This window comes from Neoasaia chiangmaiensis (assembly GCF_002005465.1).
GTDB classification, from domain to species: domain Bacteria; phylum Pseudomonadota; class Alphaproteobacteria; order Acetobacterales; family Acetobacteraceae; genus Neoasaia; species Neoasaia chiangmaiensis.
Map to the genome: position 1 here is coordinate 264,671 of NZ_CP014691.1, position 19,575 is coordinate 284,245.

The 19,575-nt window shown below is 59.4% G+C and carries 16 protein-coding genes and 4 pseudogenes; 12 read left to right on the plus strand and 8 right to left on the minus strand.

Going from position 1 to position 19,575, the window contains the following annotated elements:
* Positions 1-30 precede the first annotated feature (30 nt).
* From A0U93_RS16900 to zapE, 3 genes are all read right to left on the minus strand, one after another.
* Positions 31-159, minus strand: coding sequence for a hypothetical protein (locus A0U93_RS16900; protein ID WP_281251205.1), 129 nt, complete (start codon positions 157-159; stop codon positions 31-33).
* A gap of 164 nt (positions 160-323) precedes the next feature.
* A complete protein-coding gene (gene mqo / locus A0U93_RS01225; protein ID WP_077805763.1) occupies positions 324-1,811 on the minus strand; it encodes a malate dehydrogenase (quinone) in 1,488 nt (495 codons plus the stop codon).
* 143 nt (positions 1,812-1,954) lie between these two features.
* Entirely contained in the window at positions 1,955-3,091 is a 1,137-nt protein-coding gene (gene zapE / locus A0U93_RS01230) for a cell division protein ZapE (protein ID WP_077805764.1), read from the minus strand.
* Between the two features lie 315 nt (positions 3,092-3,406).
* Between zapE and A0U93_RS01235 the strand changes: the two are divergent.
* Positions 3,407-3,619: pseudogene (locus tag A0U93_RS01235) on the plus strand (Arm DNA-binding domain-containing protein); the annotation flags it as partial.
* Here the strand turns inward: A0U93_RS01235 and A0U93_RS01240 are convergent.
* Positions 3,532-4,122: pseudogene (locus tag A0U93_RS01240) on the minus strand (tyrosine-type recombinase/integrase); the annotation flags it as partial. The pseudogenes A0U93_RS01235 and A0U93_RS01240 overlap by 88 nt on opposite strands.
* Positions 4,123-4,508: 386 nt before the next feature.
* On the opposite strand from A0U93_RS01240, the gene A0U93_RS01245 reads away from it, so the two are divergent.
* Complete coding sequence (locus tag A0U93_RS01245; protein ID WP_077805765.1) at positions 4,509-4,919, plus strand: hypothetical protein; 411 nt, start codon at positions 4,509-4,511, stop codon at positions 4,917-4,919.
* Between the two features lie 30 nt (positions 4,920-4,949).
* On the opposite strand, the gene A0U93_RS01250 is transcribed toward A0U93_RS01245, so the two are convergent.
* Together A0U93_RS01250 and A0U93_RS01255 are read right to left on the minus strand one after the other, a co-directional pair.
* Positions 4,950-5,279 carry a hypothetical protein gene (locus tag A0U93_RS01250; protein WP_077805766.1) on the minus strand — a complete coding sequence of 110 codons (330 nt, stop codon included), beginning with the start codon at positions 5,277-5,279 and terminating at the stop codon, positions 4,950-4,952.
* A 16-nt stretch (positions 5,280-5,295) separates the two neighbouring features.
* Positions 5,296-5,709, minus strand: a pseudogene (locus A0U93_RS01255) (hypothetical protein); the annotation flags it as partial.
* Between the two features lie 448 nt (positions 5,710-6,157).
* Here A0U93_RS01255 and A0U93_RS01260 point away from each other — a divergent pair.
* The 3 genes from A0U93_RS01260 (at position 6,158) to A0U93_RS01270 (ending at position 8,345) form a co-directional block, all read left to right on the plus strand.
* Positions 6,158-7,411, plus strand: coding sequence for a PAAR domain-containing protein (locus tag A0U93_RS01260; RefSeq protein WP_077805767.1), 1,254 nt, complete (start codon positions 6,158-6,160; stop codon positions 7,409-7,411).
* Positions 7,412-7,479: 68 nt separating this feature from the next.
* Positions 7,480-7,890, plus strand: a complete 411-nt coding sequence (locus tag A0U93_RS01265; RefSeq protein WP_147151171.1) for an ankyrin repeat domain-containing protein — start codon at positions 7,480-7,482, stop codon at positions 7,888-7,890.
* Positions 7,863-8,345, plus strand: coding sequence for a DcrB-related protein (locus A0U93_RS01270; protein ID WP_077805769.1), 483 nt, complete (start codon positions 7,863-7,865; stop codon positions 8,343-8,345). Before A0U93_RS01265 ends, A0U93_RS01270 begins: the two co-directional genes overlap by 28 nt.
* A 424-nt stretch (positions 8,346-8,769) precedes the next feature.
* Here the strand turns inward: A0U93_RS01270 and mntR are convergent, their stop codons facing one another.
* Entirely contained in the window at positions 8,770-9,282 is a 513-nt protein-coding gene (gene mntR / locus A0U93_RS01275; protein WP_077805770.1) for a manganese-binding transcriptional regulator MntR, read from the minus strand.
* Between the two features lie 179 nt (positions 9,283-9,461).
* On the opposite strand from mntR, the gene A0U93_RS01280 reads away from it, so the two are divergent.
* The 3 genes and pseudogenes from A0U93_RS01280 (at position 9,462) to A0U93_RS01290 (ending at position 12,251) form a co-directional block, all read left to right on the plus strand.
* Positions 9,462-9,677, plus strand: coding sequence for a hypothetical protein (locus A0U93_RS01280; RefSeq protein WP_077805771.1), 216 nt, complete (start codon positions 9,462-9,464; stop codon positions 9,675-9,677).
* A pseudogene (locus A0U93_RS01285) lies at positions 9,671-9,847 on the plus strand (divalent metal cation transporter); the annotation flags it as partial. The gene A0U93_RS01280 and the pseudogene A0U93_RS01285, both read left to right, overlap by 7 nt.
* Before the next feature lie 235 nt (positions 9,848-10,082).
* Positions 10,083-12,251, plus strand: a complete 2,169-nt coding sequence (locus A0U93_RS01290) for a TonB-dependent receptor (protein WP_245824998.1) — start codon at positions 10,083-10,085, stop codon at positions 12,249-12,251.
* Between the two features lie 71 nt (positions 12,252-12,322).
* Here A0U93_RS01290 and A0U93_RS01295 read toward each other — a convergent pair whose 3' ends face one another.
* Entirely contained in the window at positions 12,323-13,411 is a 1,089-nt protein-coding gene (locus A0U93_RS01295) for a Gfo/Idh/MocA family protein (RefSeq protein WP_077805773.1), read from the minus strand.
* Positions 13,412-13,512: 101 nt separating this feature from the next.
* Between A0U93_RS01295 and A0U93_RS01300 the strand changes: the two genes are divergently transcribed.
* The 4 genes from A0U93_RS01300 to A0U93_RS01315 all read left to right on the plus strand — a co-directional run bounded on the left by A0U93_RS01300 (position 13,513) and on the right by A0U93_RS01315 (position 19,502).
* Positions 13,513-14,601, plus strand: a complete 1,089-nt coding sequence (locus A0U93_RS01300; protein WP_077808231.1) for an LLM class flavin-dependent oxidoreductase — start codon at positions 13,513-13,515, stop codon at positions 14,599-14,601.
* Between the two features lie 56 nt (positions 14,602-14,657).
* Positions 14,658-15,680 (plus strand): L-glyceraldehyde 3-phosphate reductase, encoded by a 1,023-nt coding sequence (gene mgrA, locus A0U93_RS01305; RefSeq protein ID WP_077808232.1) that lies wholly within the window; start codon positions 14,658-14,660, stop codon positions 15,678-15,680.
* A gap of 414 nt (positions 15,681-16,094) precedes the next feature.
* Complete coding sequence (locus A0U93_RS01310; protein ID WP_245825000.1) at positions 16,095-18,203, plus strand: TonB-dependent receptor; 2,109 nt, start codon at positions 16,095-16,097, stop codon at positions 18,201-18,203.
* A 3-nt stretch (positions 18,204-18,206) separates the two neighbouring features.
* A complete protein-coding gene (locus A0U93_RS01315; protein WP_077805774.1) occupies positions 18,207-19,502 on the plus strand; it encodes an MFS transporter in 1,296 nt (431 codons plus the stop codon).
* Positions 19,503-19,575: the final 73 nt, after the last annotated feature.

Genomic DNA, 19,575 nt, shown 5'->3' on the forward strand with positions numbered 1-19,575 from the left:
AGCCAACTGTCCCGGCTTACAAGCGGGTGATCAGTCGCCCGTGGCGCGATCGATCGAGCGTCCTGCTTTTTGCAGGGGCCCCTTCGGCGGGTCGACGGTGTCCTGAACCTTCTGCCCGAACGTGCGATGCTGTTCGCAAGCGGCGAGAGAACCTGACATAAGGACAAGAGCCAAAGCAGATAGGCAGATTTTACGCATGAAGTGCCTTTTTCGTTCAAGTTCGAGACCGAAGAAACACTGTCGAGCGGCCTCGACAGTCTGAAAAACGGTCATGGCGCCATAACAATTTCGCCTGCGGAAAGTTGCGATCGAGCGTGTTCTTCTCAGAGGCCAAGTGCCTCGGCTGTCTCTCGGCGACTTGTCGCACAGGCGTTCCGATCAATCGTCAGGTCGATTCCGTAGAAAGGAAATACGGCGTGTAGTCGACGCAGCCATTCTGTTTCACGCATGCGATGACTGAAACATGTCTGCACGATCTGGAGTGCAACGGAGGCGGCCACCGATGCGCCCGGAGATGCGCCCAGAAGGGCAATGAGCGAATTGTCGGCGTCGCTCACCAGCTCGGTTCCAAACTTCAATGTGCCACGCTTTTTGCCATCCGGTTTGATGATCTGGACCCGTTGTCCCGCGATCGCCAGTTTCCAGGCGTGAGGACTGGCCGCGGGATAAAAGTTCAGCAGGGAAGAGAAGCGCTTGCCGCGGCTCTGTAAGACTTCCTCGATAAGATACTTCACGAGCGACAGATTGTCTTTCCCGACCTGAAGCGTGGGCAGCACATTATTCGTATTCAGCGTGCGATAGAAATCGGTCCACGATCCGCGTTTCAGGAATTTCGTGGAGAAGCCCGCGTATGGCCCAAAAAGCAGGTGCCGCTGCGCGCCGATCGTACGCGTATCGAGATGCGGCACCGACATGGGTGGCGACCCCAATGCGGCCTTTCCATAAACCTTCGCATCGTGCTGCGCCACGATATCGGGCGCGTCACAGCGCAGCCATTGGCCGCTGACCGGAAAGCCAGCATACGCTTTTGCTTCAGGGATGTTGGCTTTCTGAAGCAGCTCCAGCGCCGCACCACCAGCACCAATGAAGACGAAACCAGCCGAGACTGACTTCGTCTCTCCCGTCTTGGTATGGCGTGCAACGATATGCCAACGGTCGCCGGGCTCCCGACGAATCTCCGTTACCTTGTGGCTGTAATATGTTGCGGTCTGTCCGCTTTGCGCCATGTGGCTGAACAGGTTGCGGGTCAGCGCGCCGAAGTCGATATCCGTGCCGTCGGCAACGCGCGTGGCTGCGACAGGGCGCCGGAGATCGCGTCCCCGCATAATCAGGGGGGCCCATTGCGCGATGACGGCAGGGTCCTCGGAGTATTCCATTGCCCGAAAACAATGATGGGCAGACATCGCGTCATGCCGTGCCTTGAGAAAGGCAACATCCTGTTTGCCTGTCACGAAACTTATATGCGGGCAGGCACGAATGAACTCTTCCGGTCTGGAAATCTGCCCGCTGCGGACCAGATAGGTCCAAAAGCTTCGGGACTCATCGAACTGCGCGTTGACCTCCAGTGCTTTTGTTATATCGACGGAGCCGTCAGCCCGCTGGGGCGTGTAGTTGAGTTCGCAGTTGCCGGCGTGTCCGGTGCCCGCGTTGTTCCATGCCTGTGAGCTTTCCAGTCCACATGCGCCCAGTGTTTCGAAACACGTGATCTCAAGCCCGGGGTCGAGTGAGAGAAGAAGCGTGCCGAGTGTCGCACTCATCACCCCCGCGCCGATAAGGACGATGTCGGGGCGGTTCTGCGGGGCGGAGGCCATAAATGTTCGGTCCGGAAGTTTCTTGAAGCTGGATATGACCTAGTCAAACCACGAAAACCGGCAAGGCGAAAGCACCTTGGTGGACGCTGACGACGAGAAGGGCTCCCCCAATCTTCCGCGAGGCTTCTCAACAGTTTGCCTGATCAAATGTGGCGCGCTGCAAACCATGTGCGTGAGCGCATCTCCTCGAGGCGGGACGCCGTCCGCTCGAAAATCCGCGCATTCTCTCCAGCCTCATACAAACTGTTCGCTTCACAAGCCGCCGATGCGAAAAGACAGATACGATGCTCATACAATATATCGATCAGCGTGATGAACCGACGTGCCTTGTCGTAATTTTCCGGACTCATGCGCGGAATATCATCGACGATCAGCACGCCGTATGATCCGGCAAGTGCGAGATAGTCGTTGGCGCCAAGAGGTTTGCCGCATAGGTCATCGAAACAAAAGCGTGCCACTGGTCCCGAAGCGGTCGGCACCGTGATGACACGTGAGCCGACTTTCACCCTGGCCGCAGCGGCCGGCCCTACGGCATATGACGAAAAAACGGTATCCAGTCGTGCATGTGCGTCTGCATCCGCGGGAGTGATCCAGGCGGCTTTGTTTTCTTCGCGATCGCGCCGATAATCACGCGCCGCGCGGAGGCGCACCAGCTGCATATGGCTGGCGAAACGGCGGATATACGGAATGACTGCTTCGCGACCCAGATGATGTTGAAGGAGTTTGTCGGGCTCCGTATTGGACGTAACGACAAAAACCGTCCCGGCATCGATCAGCGCGTTGAGCAGACGGAGGATGACCACCGCGTCCGACATATCGTGCATCTGGAATTCGTCAAAGCAGATCAGACTGTATTGCTTGGCGATACGTGCCGCGAGGGCGGTGACGGGATCGTCCGTACCGCTCGACTGCTTGTGCTGCCCTGCCAGAGCCTGATGCATTTCCTGCATGAAGGCATGGAAATGCACTCGGCGCTTTCCTGGGATGTCCATATATTCATAGAACATATCCATGAGCATCGACTTGCCACGACCGACGTCCCCCACAAGGTAAACGCCGTCCACAGAAACCGATCTGGCCTTCGTAAGGCGGGCCCAGAACGTACCCGCAACTGTGGCATTCTCTCGTTCGTGTATTTGCCGCGCCAGGCGATCAAGCACGTCCACCGCCTGGGCCTGGGCCTGATCGAACAGGATATGACCATATTGTGTCTTGTTGACATAGCGCGCTGCAAGCGTCGGCTGCATTGGGGACGACACGAGCGCGGCTTTGGATGGCATCTGACTCTCTCTGAATACGACAGAATTCGCATAAAGAGTTCACACCTGAAGCCGAAGCGCGTCCATCCGTTTCAGGGCGTATGCCGGGATTTTTATCGAGGCTTCCGACGCATTCGCCGGGAACTGCTTTTTTGAGGATTTTCTGAAAGTCTGGCGGAGAGGGTGTCTGCCGATGTAGGGCGTCACGGAAAAGCAGGTCAGCGCAATAACCGTTTTTTTTCATAGCTTTACGGAAATTCATGCCATCCTGAAGAAGCAGATAGACGCATTGAAACCCATCCCGTAAGGTGGGACGGAAGATGGGACTGAAAAGCCATGAGCAAGCTTCCGCCGAACCAGCTGACTGTCCGCAAGGTCGCCTCCCTCAAAGACGGGGTTCACGGCGATGGCGGAAATCTATGGATCACCGTCCGGGGCGACACCCGGGCCTGGACCTTCCGCTACAAAAGCCCTGAGACCGGTAAAAGACGGGAAATGGGACTCGGTCCCGCCCGGGATATTTCTCTGGCCGATGCCCGGCTCAAGGCGACCAAGAACCGGCGCCTGCTTCTGGAAGGGATCGACCCGCTGGAAGAAAAAGCCCGGCAGGCGGCCTCGACCTTGTCCCCGATGGCATGGGCCAAAGCCATTTCGGCGACCTCGCGTGGAAAGTCGGTTTCCTCGGCCGCCCAGTCCCGGAAGCTGGAGCGCAAACCATGGATCGTCACATCCTTCGTGCCTGCAGCCTGATGGAGGGCCTTCGAGACCGCGACATCACTCAACGGTGATCCGACCCGGCCACCGGGAAACACGAAGCTGTCCTCACCGGAACTGGATCTCAAGGTCTGGACTTTATACAGCAGCGCCATCGCTCCGCCCGTCAGGGGCACACGATGCTCCCGTCCGGCCTTCATCCGCTCGGCCGGGATGGTCCAGATCTTTTTCTTCAGATCGATCTCCGACCACAGGGCCTTGCGGACCTCGCCAGACCGGGTTGCGGTCAGGCAGACGAACCGTGCGGCCAGAGCTCCCACACCATGCTCGGCGCTGAGGCATACATCGCGTCAGGGGATCGTCCGCTATGATCTATGTCCCTGTAGCAGCCCATTCGCGATGCACCTTCGCAGTAGGTGGCGTACGCTGCATTCGCACAGACAATCTGGTAGAGTAGTCCAGTCACAAACAGACCTACCCATCTAAGCTGCTTCTGTGTCCTCTATTTTCGTCAGAAGACTTTACCTACTCGCAATCTGGAACGTCTACGCGTCGAGCCAATTTTGCGAGGCACGCCGGGACAAAGTCTTTCGTCCAGTGATCCCGTTGGAACACCCAGCGCTAGAATGAGAACTCCGCATTTGCGCCTCAATCGGGTAAGGTATTCTTGGGCGATTCCAGAGATGCCCGTTGAATGCGCACATCTTTCTCTAAAGGGCAGGTCATGAGTCTTATCATTCTAATCGGCCACGCGGTGATCGAAGCTATGCCCGCGCAAAGCGTAACGACATTCCCCCAGGACTTCCCGCAAGATGTCTACGATCGGGTTTTGCAAGGCCCTCACAAATTCGTCGCAGTGTCCTTAGAGCGTCGCGGCACGCACGGAAGTAGAGATGTCTGCGCGATAGCGCTCTTGGTGACCTCGGCACCTTACGACGATCAAGAAGTCGCTAACTGTGTCTACGGCTTCGTCGACACAGAGCCGACTCTCCGCGCCGTTGCTCGTCAAAAAGACCTTATGCCTGCGTTGTCGCGCCTGGGATCTTTAGCGAGTCATGATTTGCGTGACGTCAATTCACTTGAAAGGGTGTTCGCTGAAATTTGGATCGCCCGTTCTCGAACCTCTATGATGTAGGAGATAATAATGCTGCCTCGCTAGGCCCTGTTAGGTCTTGATATGATCTGCTGCCAGGTATCTGGCCGATATCCAGCGCGGGCGCAGCGCGAAGTCGACCGTCTCAACGTAACCATTCGACTTCCTGCCCTGGTCCCTGATTGCCACCTGCATGCCGGCTGGCGCGACATTCGGCGCTGAGTCCGATGGCTCCATTTTGAACGAAACCGGGTTCTTGAAATCCATGGATTGCTCGGGCGTTTCCTCGATCATTATGCATGTGTAGCCTTGGAGCGGCTTCACAGCTGTCAGGCCGGCAGCCATTGCTGGCACGCAGGACATCAGAACGGGGAGCGCGAGGGCGAATTTTAACTGGCGCATCGTAATTCCTATCAAGTCATGTCAGGATTGGAGAATTCGCAGAGGAACCCATCTTGGCGGCGACGCTCGCCTTCCATTCTCCGACGGTCTCTCCGCTCGTAATGCCGTTACTTGCAAGCTGCGCGGCCGACATGTTGGACAGGACTTCCGCCATTGAGGTGTCATCGCTGCTCTGCGCAAGCTGAACCCCGGCTTTCAGCCCGAAATTATAATAACCTCGAGCGTCGAGCGCCGTCGGATTGCTGATGCCGGAGCTTTGCAGCGTCGTAGCGGCATCCTTGAGATATTGCGCGGCCGCGACCGCCTGGGTTGCGGGATCCGTTTGCCCCGCCAGCCCGGTATCGCTCAGGCTCGCGGCCAGTGACGGGTTGGAAGCAAGCGCCTCCTGCATCGCCTGCGTATACGTGCCGTCCGACATCTGGAATCCTCCTTACATCCACAACCTCAAATCTGTGCCATTGGCGCTGACGGCGGACAGTCTGTCTGGTCGCGTCTGGCGGATGCGATCTCGGAGCAAAATCGACCCCGGATGCTGCCGGATGTGCCCGATGACTGGCTGGAGCATGCACGCAAATGCAGTGAGGCGTTGGCCGCCCGGCGGGCGGCCGAGAAAAAACGCGACGAGGACATCAACCTGGCCATCAACGGGAAACCTGCGCCCGGGCCGTCGTCACGGGGACCAGGAATGGGATAGGGGGCAGCAGTTTTCAGTTCGAACAGACAGGTTCATCGCGATCTGACCGCCCGCAGAAAGATGGGAAAGCCAGTTGTCTGAAGTGCGTTCCCTGTGGGATTGTGGATCAGGTCGTGATGAGGCCGATGCTAGACAGCAGGCCCCATAGACAGCGTGAGCGTCCGGGTTAAGCACGAGGATCACCATGAGTAGTCTTCCCGCCGCCCGTGTCACTGATCCGTTCGGCCATTCAGCCGCTTTGGGAGGGCTGGTCGCCGGCATGGCGGTCGGCACGGCCATCGGTGTCGGTGTCATCGCCACCGGTGGTTTGGGCGCACTGGCCATCGGAGCCGCTCTCGCCACAACCGGTATCGGGGCCGCCATCGGAAGCATGATGGAAGGCCCCGCGACCGGCGTCATCACCACCGGATCGCCGAACGTCTTCATCAACGGCCTGCCTGCCGCCATGGTCGCGCTGGCTACCGGTGAATGCGCCATGCATGGCGGCGTGCCCAATCCCGTCATGACCGGGGCCGCGACCGTCTTCATCAACGGCAAACCAGCCGCTCGGACGTCGGACCTGATGGCCTGCGGCGCGAGCATTCGCATCGGATCGCCCAACGTTTTTATTGGCGGTCCCAGGCAGTCACCGGTCTGCTCGGCCCTGCGCGGCGAGGAGGCGAATTTCGACCGCTTCCGGATCGACGCACAGGCCGCCAGCGCCGCCTACGACCCGCCCGAAAGCCGCACGCCACCCGACGGATACCGGAACGCGACACCAGAGGATTTGAGGAAACTGCGTCTGTCTCCTGAGATGCTTGAACACCCCAAAGATCGAGGCAATGGCAACAAGCGATCCGAATTTCGGGCCGCCGTGTTCATCAACGACACGACCGGCGCGCCTCTTGTTGCTTTCAAGGGCACAAGCAGCGCCGAAGACTGGAAAGAGAATTTCGCGCAAGTGCGGGGTCAGCACTCATTCTATTACGATCAGGCGCAATTTATCGCTCGCCGTGTGCAACAAGCACCCGCTGGAGCCGGCGTCCACTTCACCGGTCACTCCCTGGGCGGAGGCATGGCATCGGCGGCCGCGCGAGCGACCGGGCTGCCCGCGACCACCTTCAACCCGGCCGGTCTGAACGCCAGAACCGTGCCGCATCCCGTGGACGCCGATATCAACGAAATCTACGTCAAAGGCGAAGTTTTGCATGGCGTCCAGTCAGTGCTGCCGATTCCCGAAGGCGCCGCCACCAGGACCTGGCCACTCGATCCCCCGAGCCTCAGGAGTGCTGTCACCGACCCGAGCTGGAAAGTCAGGGCCGCCGGGTGGCTCCGGGCTTCCCGGATCGGGGCCGGAGTCGGGAGTGTACTGCTTCACTTCATGGACAACGTCGATGCCGCGCTGGGCCAGCGTCAGCACCAGATCGAACGAGATCTTGCCAGAAATGGATGCCTCTGATGCGCATCGTGCCCCTCATGCTCGTGGCCTGCCTATGCTGCGTCGGATGCAAAAAAAAGGAACACACAGTGAGCCAGAATTCTGACAAAGAGCCTCACCTCCCGATGATTGGTGCCGTAATGCACTCAGACACAGATGAGGTCCGTCGATTGGCCGCCAAGGGTATTGGCCTCAACGAACGCGCGCCAGAAGATCAATCGACCCCTCTTCTAATGGCGGCGGCGACAGATCAGTGGCCTGTAGTGGAGTTGCTTATTGATAGCGGCGCAAACATTTGGAATCACAGTGAATTTGGAGACACTTCGGCCAATTACACGCTGGATAGCCGTATCCTGCGGGGATCTCCAGAGGATGCCGCTCGCGTTCGTGTGATCGAGAAGCTCAAGGCTAGAGGTTATCCTTTTCCGCCTCCTAATCCCGACGAGGTTCTGGCGCTCGACAAGGCGGGCAAATGGCCGCCGCCGGGAGTGAAACGCTGATGTCGGGCACAGAAACCACCGTCTCCGTCCAGAACATGTCGATCGGCTGCCCGGACGGCTGGCGCGACGCCTCGATGCTCATCGTCACCGCGGATGCACCCTCTCCGTCCGGGGTCACCCCCAACATCGTCGTTACCCGCGAGCCCCTCTCCGATACCCTGCCGACCGGACGCGTTGAACGTCTCGAGGAGTTCGTCGAGCGCCAGATCGATGGTATGCGTGAGGCCCTGACGGACTTTCGCGAAGTCGCCAGGCGGCGGGTCACCCCCGAGCGTCTGACCGCTTCGCTGACCATAGACTGGATCTCAGAGGGTGTTCCGGTCACCCAGTGGCTCACCTACGCCTACGCCAACGAGAACACCGTCGTGATCTCCACCGCCTCCGCTGGCCGGAAGGAATTCTCCGACCTGGAATTCCGTTTCCGCTCGATCCTGCAGAGCTTCAGGATAAATTAAAGGAAGTCCCACTCAGCCCCTTGGCCCATGCGGGTCGCTTTCTGATTGAGACAGCGAGGCGTTCAGCCGGATTCGACCCCATCAAGCCTGCTACCGTCCGGAAGAAAGGTCTACCTTTCTCCACATGTTCGAATGCCGACGCAGCATCGTATCTGACAAGGACAAGGGCTGACGAAGCGCAGCATACGATGGCATATAGTCAGAATGAGGTGCTGGCAGCGTTCGACCGAGCGTTGCGTGCAGCGGCGCGAATTGACCGCCCGCCGGATGCACTTGAAGGAGTGGAACAAATGGCTCCGAGGACTTTAACGCAAGAGGCACGTGAGGCGCGGGTTGATTGGGCGCGCGTCCGCGCCACGACTGACGAGGAAATAGACCGCCAGGCCAGAGAGGACGAGACCGACAGCGAGTTGTCCGGCCTCGCCTATCCGCGACTCCGACTGTCCCTTTTGGCGTTCACCATGAACTGGTCCAAGCCGGCATTCATGGCGAGCTGAAACGCCTCGAGCGTCTCGGCACCGACATAATGTTCTAGCCCTTCGGCGTCGATCCGTGCGTTTTCGGAGCTTACCCCCAGAGCCAAAAGAAACGCTTCCACGATCCGGTGACGGGCACGGACCTTTGCCGCCAATTCTCGGCCTGCCTGGCTGAGAAAAATGCCGCGATACGGCTTGCGGGCAACGAGTCCTTCCTCCGCAAGACGGGTCAGCATCTTGGCAACAGTCGGTTGGGCCACCCCAAGACGTCCGGCGAGATCGACCTGACGCGCTTCTTGGCCTTCATCCAGAAGATCGGCAATCAGTTCCACATAATCCTCGACAAGAGCGTTCTGTCGGGCAGCGCGATTGGCACGAAACCCTTCTGAATGGGTCTCTGTGTCCGGAAGAGTATCAGGGGCGCTCGTGCTGAGTTCATTTTGTGATGTTGCGGTGATCATGGACCTGAGAACCTCCAAGATAAGCTTGATAAGAGAGAATTATTCAGCTTGGAAAGATATATTCTCAAAAGAATAATATAGCAAATGCTGTACAAAGACCAAGCCGGATAATATTTTCGCAGACGCTTTCTAATATAGCATATTGCATGTAGGTGCGACCTGCAGTCTACTGGGTCATCATGGCCCATCCCACTGACGTCAGTGCTCCGTCTCCTGCACCGAAATCTGCGGCACGGCGCCTTTCCAGGCCGACAGAAGTCGGCAGCAACAGCCTGCCGGAAGCCTTTGCCAGCGTTCGCGTTCCGGCCGCTGAAGCCTACTGGTTCCGGCGGTTTCTGGCGTTCGTCGGGCCGGGCTATATGGTTTCGGTCGGCTATATGGATCCGGGCAGATGATCCTGTCGATGCAACTGCCCTTCGCCGTCATTCCCTTGGTCCTGTTCGTCTCGGACCGCCGGAAAATGGGTGAATTCGTCATTTCCCGGAAACTCGCCGCCCTCTCGTGGGTCGTGGCAGCTGTCATTCTGGTTCTCAACGTCAAGCTGCTCTTCGACACGACTTCCTAGGCTCAACCGCCCTCGGGGCGCCTCTTCACAGGAGAAACGCATCATCATGCACGCCACACGATATAGCATATGCTATCTTAATCAGTATGGTCGTTTCCGAAAGACTCATATGTGTCAGTATCGCGCATTCCGAGCTAGAAAGCGCAGCTTGCTCTGCGCGTGTGTGTCTGTCGGGCTTGGGTGCTTCAGCGTGGACAGGGCACGAGCTGACGGCACCGCTCAATCACCGAGTGCTGTGACCAACAAACCTGTTCCGGCATTGGCGAAGCGTGATTCTGCGCGGCGGTCCGCCAGGAAAGACGCGAAAGCAGGCACCGCTGGCGCCAGGGTGGCTCAGGCCGATGCCGCCGCAACCAGCTCGGAGCACATCAATGTCATTGGGCGACTGAACCAGGAACGTGCGCGCATTTTCCCGGGTCTCGGGTCTGTCGACTACCATATCGACCAGCATCAGATCGGCGTGACGCCCGGAGGCCAGAACGCCGCGTTCAATCAGATCCTTCTGCGCGTGCCCGGTGTCGTGCTGGACAGTTATGGGGAGGTGCATGTTCGTGGCGAGCACGGGGGCTTAACCTATCGCGTCAACGGTGTGCTGCTGCCCGAGGGGCTGAACGGCTTCGGGCAGGAACTGGACACGCGCATCATCCAGTCGGTGGATCTGCTGACCGGCACCCTGCCGGCGCAGTTCGGCTTCCGCACGGCCGGGGTGGTGGATGTGACCACCAAGACCGGCGACAGCCTGAAGCACAACCAAGTCTCGCTTTATGGCGGCAGCTACAACACGTTCGTGCCATCTGTGCAGCTTGGCGGCCAGCATGGAAAGCTGGACTATTTCACGACCCTGTCGTTCACCCGCAACAATATCGGCATTGAAAACCCAAGCAATACATTCCGGGCCATTCATGACGTAACCGAGCAGGAGAAAGCCTTCTCCTACCTCTCCTACCATATCGACGATGTCAGCCGGGTGACGCTGCTGACCAGCGCCTCCTATGCGGATTTTGAAATTCCCAACTCGTTCAAGACGTTCGACGTGAACAGCCCGGATTACACGACCATCTATGATGTGGCCGGCGTGAATCCTCATGATCCGTCAATGAACTGGGCCAAACTGGACGACAGCCAGACGGAGCAGAATTACTACGCGGTGCTGTCCTATCAGCGCACGACGGGCAAGCTGAATTTTCAGGCTTCCCCGTATTTCCGTTATGGGCGGATTGACTACACGCCGGATCGCAATCGGGACCTGATCTATCAGGGCGTCTCCGAACATGAAGTCAATGACTTCACCACCGGCGGCATGCAGTTCGATCTGTCATACGAGGTGGCGCCCCACCACACCTTGCGGGCCGGTCTTCTGGGGCAATATACATCGGAGCGGCTGGATACCAACACGCTGGCCTTTCCCGTCGATGCAGTAGGAAACCAGAGCTCGAATGTGCCGGTGCGTCTGATCGACAATACGGGTAACTGGTCGGTCGAGGCGGGCGCCTATCTTCAGGACGAATACAAGATCGCCCGGAACCTGACATTCAACTACGGCATCCGCTATGACCGGTTCGCATCGTCCTTTGGCAACGAGGGACAACTCAGTCCTCGCGCGAACATGGTCTGGAAGCCCTCGCCCACCACAACGCTTCATATCGGCTATTCGCGTTATTTCGCGCCGCCTTCACCCCAGTACGTCTATCCGTCCACACTGGCCCGATTTGCAGGGACGACCAATGCCGCCGCCAACATGATCGACGAGGCGACGAAGGTAGAGAAGTCCAACTACGTGGATGGCGGCATTCTCCAGCGTATCACGCCCGAATTCCAGATCACGCTCGATGCCTACGCCAAATGGGCCCATGATCTCACCGATCTCGGGCAGTTCGGCCGGGCCGTGATCCTCGCCCCCTTCAGCTACAAGCGTGGGAAAGTCTATGGCGCCGAGTTCGGGAGTTCATGGAAGCATGGCCCCTGGTCGTTATTCGGGAATTTCTCCTATGTAAAAACCTCGGCGCGCGACATCAACTCGGCGCAATATCAGTTTGCCTCGGACGAACTGGCCTACATCCAGACCCATGCCATCCAGCTTGATCATCAGGGTGAATTTACCGCCACGGCCGGCGCCTCGTGGACTACGAAACAGGATATGGCCTATGTCGATCTTGTCTATGGTTACGGGTTGCGCAGCGGCTTCGCGAATCTTGAGAAAGAACCGGAGTACGACGTATTCAATATCGGCTACCAACATACCTTCACGAAAGTGCCTTTGGGCCATGATATCAAGGTGCGAGCCGATGTCGTCAATCTGTTCGATAAGCGTTATCAACTGAGGGACGGAAGTGGCGTTGGCATCTACCAGGCGCAGTATGGGCAACGACGCGGAACGTTTTTCTCCGTCGTGTCGGAGTTCTGACTAAGGCTGGGGAACAGGTTGACGTGTTCCCCTGTCCGATCTCCTGTGCCCCTCGAGGCGTCTTCCGATCTTCAGTTCAGAATTTCCCGCATGTGCACGACCCGCTTTTCCCTGGCGCTGATTTCGGCGGCGGTGCCCATCGCGACCGCGATCAATCCGTCCCGCGCCGTGACCTGAACAGGGGCGTTGCCGGCGGCAGCCTCCAGGAAGGCGAGCAGCTGGAAATAGGTGGCCCCGTGATGGTGCCCGGCAGCCAGGACATCGTCCCGAACGGCGATATGCTCCCGTGTGACGGCTTTCGGTGCGCCGATCGGTACACGGGGCGAGAGGGTCTTGATCCCGCTTGGAATGCCGACTTCGAGCTTGGCCTGGTCGCCGATGGCGACAAGAAGTTCCTGTTCCTCCGACCCTTCGGCGAACATGCACAGGTCCAACATGACGCGGACGCCATTGTCGAAATCGACGGTCGTAAAGCTGTTGTCGATGATGTCCGGTACCGCGCCGCCATAATTTTCGTCGCGATGATTTACGTCGGAGGCGCCCGAACAGAAGACACTCACGGGTTCGGCCTGCACAATGGTGCGCATCAGGTCGAAGAAATGGCAGCATTTCTCAACCATTGTCCCGCCGGTGTTACGGTTGAAGCGATTCCAGTCCCCGACCTTGCGCAGAAACGGAAAGCGATGTTCGTGCAGGGCCAGACGACGGAGAGGGCCGGTGGTACCGTTCCGTACATCCGTGATGAACCGGGTGACCGGCGGCATGAACCGGTATTCCATGCCCACCCAGAAAATTCCGCGTCGGCTTTGGCTGCGAAGCATGATGTCCTGCGCATCGGCAAGGGTCGTGCATAATGGCTTTTCGCACAGGATATGCAGATCGGTCGCCAGCAGAGGCAGCAGTACCTCGTGATGCGTGAAGTTGGGGGACGAGACGATCACCGCGTCAGCCGCGACAGTATCGAGCATCGACGCCACGTCGGCGAAACCGGGAATGTCGGCGGATTCTGGGCCGAATGCCTCGGTCAGGCTGCGACGCGCCCATAAAAGGGAAGATGGTTCCGGATCGACAAGCGCGATGACCGAGCATCCCGGGGCCAGCGCGAGGTTTCTGATGTGTTCCTGGGCCATCAGGCCCGTGCCGACCAGAGCGAAGCGCATTCCACTATTCTTTAAAGTGAATCAAGACAGGGGCTCTATACAGCGCAGGAACGAAGGCGTAAATGGCAGACATATTCTACAGAACAAAATCGGGGAGCACCATGGCTGCTGATATTGCGTGTCAGACTTCATGCGAAGTCAGCTGGTTTTCCGCGCTCTGTGATGACGATTATGAGTTCCTGGGCGTGCCGGATCCGGCATTGCGCTCGTCCTGGGCACATTGCCGTGACATCGTCCAGGCGGCGGAAACCGTCGGGTTCGATCGCATCCTGCTGCCGTCGGGCTACAAGCTGGGCCTGGATACGATCGCGTTTGCGGGCGGCGTCGCTCCGCTGTTGCGCAGGTTACGGTTGCTGACCGCCATTCGCTGTGGCGAGGTCTGGCCCGCGCAACAGGCGCGGCAGCTCGCCACCCTCGACCAGATGACCGAGGGGCGTCTGGACATCAACATCATATCGTCCGACCTGCCGGGGGAAACGCTGGATAGCGCGCCACGTTACCGCCGAACCTTGGAATACATGCACATCCTGCGTGACCTCATGAATGGCAAGGCGGTCGACGCGGATGGCGAATTCTACCGGTTCAACGTCGAGCCGCCGCGACTTCAGGGGTATGGGGGCAAGGCACCGCTGTTCTATTTCGGAGGATTGTCCGAGGCGGCGCGGGAAACTGCGGCAGCGGCGGCCGACATCTATCTGATGTGGCCGGACACGCTGGACAAGGTGCGGGACGTGGTCGCAGACATGCGGGCACGCGCCGCGCGCCACGGACGGAAGCTGCAGTTCGGCTACCGTGTCCATGTCATCGTGCGCGAGACCGAGACCGCCGCGCACGAGGCCGCGACGCGCCTGCTTTCACGTCTCGACGCGGCGAAGGGCGATGAGACCCGCAACAAGTCCCTGGACGCCGTGACATCCGGAGTGCTGCGCCAGGGCGAACTGCGCCAGGCGGCGGATGCCGACGGGTATGTCGAAGACAATCTCTGGACGGGCATCGGCCGGGCGCGCTCGGGCTGTGGTGCCGCGATCGTCGGCGATCCGGACCAGGTGCTCGCCAAGCTTCGCGCTTATCAGGACATCGGCATGGAAGCGTTTGTCCTGTCAGGGTATCCGCACCAGGCGGAGTGCGATCTCTTCGCGCGTCATGTGCTGCCATATCTGGAGCACGCCCCGCTCTCCCGTTTCGGCTAGACCGACCACGATACGCTCTGGTTCGTTGCCAAGACTATCGATTGAAGGACAAAAACGTGACCTGGACACCTGCGCCCGATCGCTATCAGACTGCCAATTTCCGCCGGTGCGGCCAATCCGGCCTCGATTTGCCGCCGATCTCCCTTGGACTTTGGCATAATTTCGGTGGCGTGGACGTGTTGGAGACCGGGCGTGCTGTGATCCGCCGGGCGTTCGATCGTGGCGTGACGCATTTCGATCTCGCCAATAATTATGGTCCGCCCTACGGCTCGGCGGAGGAGAATTTCGGCGCGATCCTCAAGAAGGATTTCGCGGCGCGTCGCGACGAGATGATCATTTCTTCCAAGGCCGGCTGGGACATGTGGCCCGGTCCTTACGGTTCCGGTGGGTCGCGCAAATACCTGCTGGCGTCGCTCGACCAGAGCCTGTGCCGCATGGGTCTGGATTATGTCGATATTTTCTATTCCCACCGCCCTACGCCCGACGTGCCGCTGGAAGAGACGATGGGCGCGCTTGTGCAGATGCACCGCCAGGGCAAAGCGCTTTACGTCGGCATATCCTCCTACGGGCCGGAGCGGACACGGCAGGCAGCAGCCATTTTGAAGGCGGAAGGCGTCCCGCTGCTGATCCACCAGCCATCTTATTCGATGCTGAATCGTTGGGTTGAAACCGAGTTGCTGGATACGCTTGCCGAACTGGGGGTGGGCTGCATCGCTTTCTCGCCGCTGGCGCAAGGACTATTGACGAACAAATATCTGAACGGTGTTCCCGCGGAATCGCGTGCGGCCGCAGGAGACTCCTTCACGCAGGCCATGCTGACGGACGAGAATATCGCTCATGTGCGCGCGCTTAACGACATTGCGCAGAAACGTGGCCAGAGCCTTGCCCAGATGGCGATTGCCTGGGTGTTGCGCGACCCGCGCGTGACCTCCGCCCTTATCGGCGCGCGTAATGTCCGCCAACTCGACGATTCCCTGGACGCACTTAAAAACACGACTTTCAGCCGCGAAGAACTGGAACTGATCGACACCTATGCCCATGAGGGTGGGATCGATCTGTGGCGCAATCTTTCCGATTGACGCGCAGCGCGGGATGACGACGTCCGGCAGGCTCGGGCGTCGGTCGGGCGCATAATATACGACGGAATTCCGTATGATATAATCATTTGACGATCTAAAGTGACAGTTTATAACGGTCGAAGCGGTGCTTCGGAAGGTAAATCACTGATTATGGTCGTTGAAATGGAACGTATCTGGACCGTTGCTATACATCCTGGCACGGGCTTCTCTTCGATCAAGTACCTCTTGATGACGGGGGGTGTCGCCTGCCTGGTCGTTCAAGCCCACGCCGCGGTTCCTGGTCGCCTGCCGCTTACACCGTCTTCGCCACATCGGGTGCCGAAGGCGAGCCCGGCGAAACCCGCTCGTATCGAGGTTGCGGATACCGCGCCTACCGAGGAAATCCAAGTTACAGTACGCCGGCGCAGTGAACCTTTGCAGAAGACGCCAGTCGCTGTTTCGATTTTTACCCGCGCCCAGGCGGACAAGCTGAACGCGCACGACCTGTCGAGCATGCTGGCGTTCGTGCCGTCGGCAAACTTTCAGACGGCAGCTTCGGCGAACGACCGGGTCGTCTTCGTGCGCGGCATGGGCACCACATCGACGTCGCCGGGCGTAGAGCCGTCAGTCTCGACGGTGATCGACGGGGTCGTATTGGCACGTGCGGGCGAAGCGCTGTCCGAAATGATCGACCTGGACCATATCGAGGTCCTGCGTGGCCCGCAGGGCACCCTGTTCGGGAAAAACGCCTCGGCCGGTGCGATCAACATCACCACGGCGGCCCCGACCAGGGCTTTCCATGCCTATGCCGATGCAGCCTATTTCAGCGGCGATGAATATCGCCTGGCTGGTGGCGTTTCCGGCACCCTGGTCCCCGGCAGGTTGACTGGAAATTTTGGCGCGCTGGTCAGTGGATTCACCGGAAACGTCTATAATACGGCGCTGGGTAAGGAAGTGAACGGCTACCAGCATCGGGGCTTCCGGTCCAAGTTGGCCTGGACGCCCGATGACGAGACAACGGTCACGCTGGGGCTCGACTATATCCATGCGAATGATCCCGTCGTGAACGGAATCTTTTCGGCGACGTCGCGGATCGCCTATCCCACCGGCACCGTGACGCCCAGTCCTGCGCTCGCCGCGGCACTGCGCTCGGAAGGAATTAACCCGTCGAACCACAACGCCACGATTAGCAACAACAACCTGACTCAGTCGATCGACGATAATGGTGGCGTATCCGTCACCGTCGATCGGAAACTTGGCGGCGGCTACAGATTGACGTCGATCTCCGCATACCGACGCTGGCAGAACGACCAGAACCAGGATTACGATCAACTGTCCCAGCCCTATCGCGGGCTGCCGCAGGTGTATGATCAGGGGCGGCTCGCCTTCTGGCAGGCGTCCCAGGAATTGCGCATTGCGTCGCCGAAAGGGCATTTCTTCGATTACGTTGCGGGCCTCTATTACCTGCACACGAACAATATGAGCGACTACCACCGGGAGGTCACGGCCTTACCAGGGGATGCGAACCAGAGTGCCGTGGGCGACATGCATTCGAACCTGACCGGAAACAACTATGCGATCTTCGGCGAAGGCAACCTGAATTTCACCCGAAACTTCCGGGCCATCCTTGGCCTGCGCCTGCTGCGCGATGACCTGGATTTCGGTTTCAACCGCGTCTCCACCCTGCCGGTCGCAACCCTGGGCATTCGTCCGCCGCTGACGACGTCAGGATCGACGGCCCATAACGGCTATGGCGACCGGATCGGCCTGCAATACGACATCACCACCGACATCAATGCCTATTTCACCTATTCGCATGGCTACAAGGGACCGTCCTTCAACGTGTTTCCCAATATGCAGATCACGGATACCCGAGCCCTCAAGCCGGAGACGAACCAGAGCTTCGAGATCGGCCTGAAATCGCAGTTCTGGCACCGTCGACTGACGCTGGATTTTGCCGGTTTCATCGAAAATTTCTCGAACTATCAGGCCAACCTGCCGCAATTCGTCAATGGCGGCTTCATCACGACCCTGATCAATGCGGGCAGTGTTTCGACCAAGGGCGTTGAGGGCGACATGACCCTGCGCCCGGTGCGCTATCTGACCCTGAATGGCAATTTCGCCTATACCTATGCGACGATCGATCGCTTCAACTGCCCGTCCGGCGCGGCCTCGTCCTGCAATGTCGACGGCAAGCCGCTGCCCTTTGCGCCACGCTGGAAATTCGTCCTCGGAGCCGATTACGATCGGCCCATCAACGACCGGTTCAGCCTTGATCTGAACAGCGTCTATACGTGGCAGAGCCAGACCCAGTACTCACTGGCCGAAACGCCCGATACAATTCAGTCGGCATACGGGATATGGAATATGAGCGTCGGTCTGAATGACCGGCCCGACCGTTTGAAACTGACGCTGGTGCTCCGCAACGCTCTGAACACGCATTACGCATCCTTCCGCAAATACGGCAATGAGGCCGGGGTGACCAATTTCATCGCCCGCGACTTCAACCGGTATGGTGGTTTCGAACTGCGCAAGGAATTCTGACCGATGGCATCCGTCCAGGCGGACGGCCGGGCAGCCTTGCCTTCCGCGCGGTCTCGGTCGCGGCGCACGATGCTGATCCTGCTATTTGTGATTGGGATCGTGGCCTATGCGGACCGGCAAGTGATCGCCCTGCTGAAGCCGGTTCTGGATCGGGAATTCGGGTGGAGCGCCGCGGATTACGCGACGATTTCGTCCTGGTCGCAACTGGCGATCGCTTTCAGCCTCCTGGCAAGCGGCTGGGTCACCGACCGTTTCGGCGTCCGGTGGACACTGGGGGCCGGTCTGGCCGGATGGAGCCTCGCCACCGTCCTGCACGCCGCCGTCAGTACGGTGTCCGGGTTCCTGGGCGTCCGTATCGCGCTCGGCGTGTTCGAAGGGGTGGGCACGCCCGCCACCATGAAGGCGATGGCGCAATATTTTGCTCCTGACGCGCGAGGGCGCATGATCGGCTTGCTGAACGCGGCGCCGAACCTTGCGGCGATGCTGGCCCCGCTACTGGTGTCGGCGCTGTCCGGCTATACGGGCTGGCGGGGGACGATCGTGATCGTGGGCTCGATCGGCCTGGTTTGCACGGTGCTCTGGTTCAGCCAGACGGACGCCACGCATGTTCCAGCGCGGGTTGACGTAAATGCGTGGTCTGGCAAGGGGGCTGCCACGTCACGTCCTGTCGTGGGTGGCACTGGCCGTCGCCTGACAGCAGCATTCGCGCTGGGGAAATTTCTGACCGACCCTGTGTGGTGGTTCCTGCTGTTCTGGCTGCCGGACATCCTGCATCGGCGCTATGGTCTGGACACCGCCCATCTGGGTGCGCCGCTGGCCGTTGCGTATGCCATGGCCGCTCTTGGGTCGATCATCGGTGGCTATGCGCCCGCAATGCTGGCTGGCAACGGCTTGTCCCATGAAAGGGCACGGCGGGTCGTGATGGGGCTGGCGGCCTTGTGCGTGCTGCCTCTGCCTCTGGTTCTGTGGATACCGACGTTGGGCTGGGGCGTCCTGATCTGCGGACTGGCGCTTGCCGCGCATCAGACTTTTGCCGTCAATCTCTTTGGTCTTTTGACCGAATGGCTACCGCACGACCAGGTAGGGCGAGGAACCGGGATCGGGGCGTTCTGTGGCAATATCGGGGGCGCCCTGGCGCTTCACATCGTCGGCGGCTTTGTCGCGGCAGGGCAGCTTCTGCCGGTCCTTGGCTACTGCGCCGTGGCATATGTTTTGGGGTGGGGCGTTCTCATCCTTTGCGTGCCGGTGCGTTCTCTGGTCGCCTTGCGCAAGCGCGCCGACGCGAACGCCGCGCAATGAATACAACGTTGTCGAGTTGATTTTCTTTTACGCACGGCCGCCTCTAGCAGGCTGCTGAAAAGGTCTGGACGCT